Source organism: Frankia sp. CcMO1, from assembly GCF_977945845.1.
In genome coordinates this window covers 1-4,660 of the sequence record NZ_CDWTMG010000310.1, presented here as the reverse complement: position 1 = coordinate 4,660, position 4,660 = coordinate 1, and the positions used below count along the sequence as shown (strand labels likewise).

4 protein-coding genes are annotated in these 4,660 nt (G+C 71.5%); 3 read left to right on the top strand and 1 reads right to left on the bottom strand.

Annotation, left to right across the window (positions count from 1 at the left end):
- Nucleotides 1–153: 153 nt before the first annotated feature.
- From AC08OU_RS22725 to AC08OU_RS22715, 3 genes are all read left to right on the top strand, one after another.
- Nucleotides 154–1,662, top strand: coding sequence for an amidase (locus tag AC08OU_RS22725; RefSeq protein ID WP_476602110.1), 1,509 nt, complete (start codon nucleotides 154–156; stop codon nucleotides 1,660–1,662).
- Between the two features lie 234 nt (nucleotides 1,663–1,896).
- Nucleotides 1,897–3,168 carry a PP2C family protein-serine/threonine phosphatase gene (locus AC08OU_RS22720; protein ID WP_476602109.1) on the top strand — a complete coding sequence of 424 codons (1,272 nt, stop codon included), beginning with the start codon at nucleotides 1,897–1,899 and terminating at the stop codon, nucleotides 3,166–3,168.
- Nucleotides 3,165–3,647 carry a hypothetical protein gene (locus AC08OU_RS22715; RefSeq protein ID WP_476602108.1) on the top strand — a complete coding sequence of 161 codons (483 nt, stop codon included), beginning with the start codon at nucleotides 3,165–3,167 and terminating at the stop codon, nucleotides 3,645–3,647. The genes AC08OU_RS22720 and AC08OU_RS22715 overlap by 4 nt, the downstream gene beginning before the upstream one ends.
- Nucleotides 3,648–3,663: 16 nt before the next feature.
- On the opposite strand, the gene AC08OU_RS22710 is transcribed toward AC08OU_RS22715, so the two are convergent.
- Nucleotides 3,664–4,308 carry a TIGR03086 family metal-binding protein gene (locus AC08OU_RS22710; RefSeq protein ID WP_476602107.1) on the bottom strand — a complete coding sequence of 215 codons (645 nt, stop codon included), beginning with the start codon at nucleotides 4,306–4,308 and terminating at the stop codon, nucleotides 3,664–3,666.
- Between the last annotated feature and the right edge of the window lie 352 nt (nucleotides 4,309–4,660).

The window sequence follows — 4,660 nt, the reverse complement described above, 5'->3', positions numbered from 1 at the left end:
TATATCGATCATAGATCATCTCTCCCCAATGCACCCACAGCAGGTGATAATGGGAGGTATCGGGCGATCGACGGTGCGGACGACCCGGCGTCGGCTACGGTTCGGACAGCAGCCATAAGCGTCAGGGGGTGGCTGATGTCGGATGTGCCCACAATGTCCTCCGCAGCCGACCGGAACGGTCCACTCGAAGGCATCCGCACACTGGCCGCACGCCTCGCCTCCGGCGAGATGACGTCCCGCGAGCTCGTCGAAGCCGCGTTGGCCCGGATAGCGGCGACCCAAACCACCGTTAACGCCTTCCGCTGGGTACGGGCCGAGGCTGCCCTCGCAGAGGCCGAGGCGGCGGACGTCGCACTCGCCGCCCGCGGGAGCCGGTCCGGCCGACTCAGCCGGTCCGGCCGACTCAGCCGGGACGCCCGCGGCAGCTGGTGGGGCGCGACGGGATGGCGACCACTACTCGGCGTGCCCATTGCGATCAAGGACGACACCGACCTGACCGGTACCCCCACGGCCTTCGGCGCGATGGGGGAGTTCTCCCCCGCGGTCCGGGACAGCGAGATGGTGCGACGGCTGAAGGCGGCCGGTGCCATCATCATCGGCAAGACCAACACCCCCGAGTTCGGGCAGTGGCCGTTCACCGAGGGCCGGGCGTTCGGGGTGACCCGTAACCCGTGGGATCTCGACTACTCTCCCGGCGGCTCCTCCGGAGGCGCGGCGGCCGCGGTGGCCGCGGGGCTGGTACCGGCGGCGATCGGTTCGGACGGGGCGGGCTCCGTGCGCATCCCCGCCGCCTGGACCCACCTGGTCGGGATCAAACCGCAGCGCGGGCGCATCTCGAGCGCCCCGGTCCGCGAGCAGTTCAACGGGCTCACTGTCTACGGCCCGCTCACCAGGACCGTCGCCGACGGGGCCCTGCTGCTCGACATCCTGTCCGGCAGCCTGCCCATCGACCGGGCTCGACCGCCGGCGCCGGCCGAGCCGTTCCTCACCGCCGCCGGCCATCCCCCTTCCCGCTTGCGGATCGGGCTCTCCCTGCACCACCCGTACAGCGGGATGCCGGTGGCCCTCGATCCGGCCGTCCGGGCCGCCGTGGAACGGCTGGCCGAGATCCTGGCCCGCTGCGGGCACGACATCGTGCCGGTGGAGCCGCCCTACGGCCTGCTTGGCACGATCTTCCTGCCGCGGTCCATGGACGGCATCCGCGACTGGGCCGGGCGGGTGCCCGATCCCACCCTGCTCGACCCGCGGACCATGGCCAACGCGCGGACCGGACGGATGCTGCGCCCGTTCCTCCCGCTGACACGCGCCGCGGAGCCACTGGCCCGGCTCAACATCGGCCGCATCTTCCGACGGGTCGACGTCATACTCGCCCCGACGACCGCCACGCCGCCGCCCCGGGTGGGCGAGCTCAACCGGGAGAGCAACTGGGCCACCGACCAGGCGATCGTGGCGGCGTGCCCCTACACCTGGCCGTGGAACGTCCTCGGTTGGCCGGCCGTCAACGTACCGGCCGGACGCACCGCGGCGGGACTGCCCGTCGGCGCCCAGCTGATGGGGCCGGCGAACAGCGAGACCTTGCTGATCTCCCTCGCGGCGCAACTGGAGGACGGCGAGCGCTGGCACCTCCATCAGCCGGGAGAACGCTCGGCCCACGCGATCTGACGATCTGACCCGACGGGCACCCGACCCGACCTGGCCCACAGGCCGACCTGGTCCACGGACCAACCTGACCTTACGGGTAGCGGGGTGTTACCGAATAGCCGAAATGCGAGGGCCTCTCACGGAACCCCGATCCGGCCGGGACAATGACCCATGCGAAGACGTCGTTCAGGCGCTGGCGGACCCGGCGGACCCGGCGGACCCGGCGGACTGGGCAGACTCAGCAGGCTCCGCGGGGTGGAGGATGTCCGTCCCCTCATCGCCGGAACGCTCGTCCTCGTCACGGTCATCGTCCTCGACGCGACGCCCGGCCTGATCCTGGTCGGGTACTTCGGTCTCGGGCCACTGATCATCGCGGCGACCAGTCCACCCCGAGTCACCGCCGCGGTCGGATCGCTGACAGTGATCACGGCACTCCTCTCCGGGTTCTGGGATCATTGGTTCGGGACCGGTCCGCATCTCGCCGCGACTACGCTGGTCGCCCTCCAGGCCGTGATCGCCGTCTACATCTGCGCGCACCGGGAGCGGCAACGCTCACAACTGCACCAGGTCAAAGCGGTTGCCGAGGTCGCGCAGCAGGCACTGCTACCGGCGGTCCCAAGCCGGCTCAACGGGGCCGGTTTCGCGGCTCGGTACCTCTCCGCCGCCCAGGAGCCGTCGGTGGGTGGCGATCTCTACGAGGTCGTCTCCACCTCGCAGAGCATCCGGATGATCATCGGTGATGTCCGCGGCAAGGGCCTGCCGGCGGTCCGGCTGGCCTCGATAGTGCTCGGCGCCTTCCGCGAGGCGGCGGTGACCTGGCTCGACCCGGAACAGGTGGCCGCCGCCTGCGCCCGCGCGGTGGGTCGGGAGGCCGAACCCGAGGACTTCGTGACGGCGCTCATCGTCGACATCCACCCGGACGGTCGGCTGGGCCTGTGCTCGGCCGGGCATCACCCGCCGCGGCTGGTCTCGGCGGACGAGTGCACCACGCTGGAACTGAAGTCGCCCAGTCCGCCACTCGGGCTGGCCGAGCGATTCTCCGTCACGACGGCGAGCTGGGCGGTCGGCGATCGGATGCTGCTGTTCACCGACGGTCTCACCGAGGTCCGGGACGGCCGGGGGCGGTTCTTCCCCCTGGACGATCATCTGGACCTGCTGCGGGGCGGCAGCCAGGACGACGCACTCGACCGTCTCGCCGGGGCTCTGCGCGCCCATGTGGACGGCAGGCTGCAAGACGACCTCGCGGTGCTGCTGGCCGAGCGGGAGGCGGGACCGAGTGGCGGGACCGAGTGGCGGGACGGGAGCCGGCGTCCTGAGCTCCTGAGCCCGGCGGGACCCGGGCGGCCCCTCGGCCCAAGATCCGACTCCCATCCGGCGTGCCGCTGCCCCGCGGAGCCCGTCGCGATCAGCTACGGTCACCCAATGCGGAGGGATTCCGTGGCCGCCGTCGGATACCGACGCCTACAGTTGTGCTCACGGGTATTCACTCCAGGTATCGATACGCCGGACGGTCGGAGACGGTCGTGAGCTTTCCGGTGGATTCCGGTGACCGTCGCACCGTGCGGCTGCTCCTGGCCCTGCTCGTCGTTGTGAGCGCCGTGGCCGCGTTCGCCGTCGGCGGTCTGATCGCGACGTCCGGGTTACGGGTGAGCTGGGGACGCGCCGAGGGCGCCGCGGCAGCGGCCGAGGTCCCCGTCGCCAAGGACGGCTCGCTGCCGGCAGCGATCGGCAGGCTGGGCATCGGCGGCGGCTCGGATCCCTCGTCACTCACGGATCCCTCGCCACTCACGGTGGGCCCCTCCCCGAAGAGCGGGCCTTCGCCGGCCACCGTGTCACCGGCACCGACGGATGCGGGCGGGGCGAAACACCCGGTGCCAAGCCCGGTGCCAAGTGGCGAGGACCCGTCTACACCCACGGCACCGAGCCCGCAACACAGCTGCGCGGCCCCGGCTACCTCCGCACCCGGCGGGTCGGGCGCCCCCATCCTCATCTACCCGTTGTGCTGATATCCGTTGTGCCGAGCTATCCGCCGGATCCGGGCCGCCAGTCGGGCGAGCGGCCGGTGAGGGCCAGCAGCCTCGTCCACTCGTCGGCGTCATCCGGGACCGGCACCGGGCGGGCGAAGATGCCGGCCGCCCGCCAAGCGTCGATCTGCGACGCCAAGTGCTCGTGGACCCGGTGCACGAGGTCCCGGTCGGACCCGACGCCCGCCGCCGACGAGGTGTCACCGGCCCGCCGGCCGTGCATGTCGATCGCCCGCGCCAGATCCCAGCCGTGGATCAGTAGATCGGCGGTCAACTGGAAGGCGTACTCGCTCGCCGGCGTGGGGCCGAAGGAGAGGACCGGCACCGACGCCCAGGCTCCCGGGCGGTTCCAGGCGTCCCGTGCCCCACGGGCCGCCGCCGGCCAGCTCGCCACGGGATCCGCCCCGAGCTGATCGCCGTCGAACCGGGGGCCGATGTCAGCCATGGTGAGGCCGGCCAGCAGCGGCGGCACCCATAGCTGCTCCACGGTGAGGTGGTTGACGAGCGCGCGGACGTTCCAGTCCCGGCAGGGCGTGGGCGCATCCCACCCGCCGGGCGGCACCGCCCGCACCTGCGCGTCGAAGAGGTCCAGCGCCCGGACGAGCGCGTCGTGACGTTCCGCGACGGTCAGCATGGTCGCCATCGCACCGCTCCCTTCATCCGTCGCGGTACCGATCCCGGGCCCGCGCGGGTCGTCCCGGACCGGGGTGGACTCGGTTCCGGCCGGCGATCCGCAGACCCCACCGGCCTACCCCGCACATCGGCATGCACTCTCACCTGCCGCGACGGCCTCACGATCCGTTGCCTCATGGCCCGTTGCCTCACGATGGCCCGTTGCATCGCGGTTCGCGACCGTGCTGCTTGCGGAACCGTCCCAGTAGGGGAGACGAATCACTGGTGTTCCTTGGGGCATTGTGGTAGTCCTCGGGGCGTTGTGGTAGACGGTCATAAATCTGGCTTCCAGCTCCGCCGCGGAGGTTTCCCACGAGGCGAGA

Excerpts from the sequence above, each read along its gene's own strand:
- AC08OU_RS22710 (WP_476602107.1), bottom strand. The coding sequence starts at position 4,308 with ATGGCGACCATGCTGACCGTCGCGGAACGTCACGACGCGCTCGTCCGG.
- AC08OU_RS22725 (WP_476602110.1), top strand. The coding sequence starts at position 154 with ATGTCCTCCGCAGCCGACCGGAACGGTCCACTCGAAGGCATCCGCACA.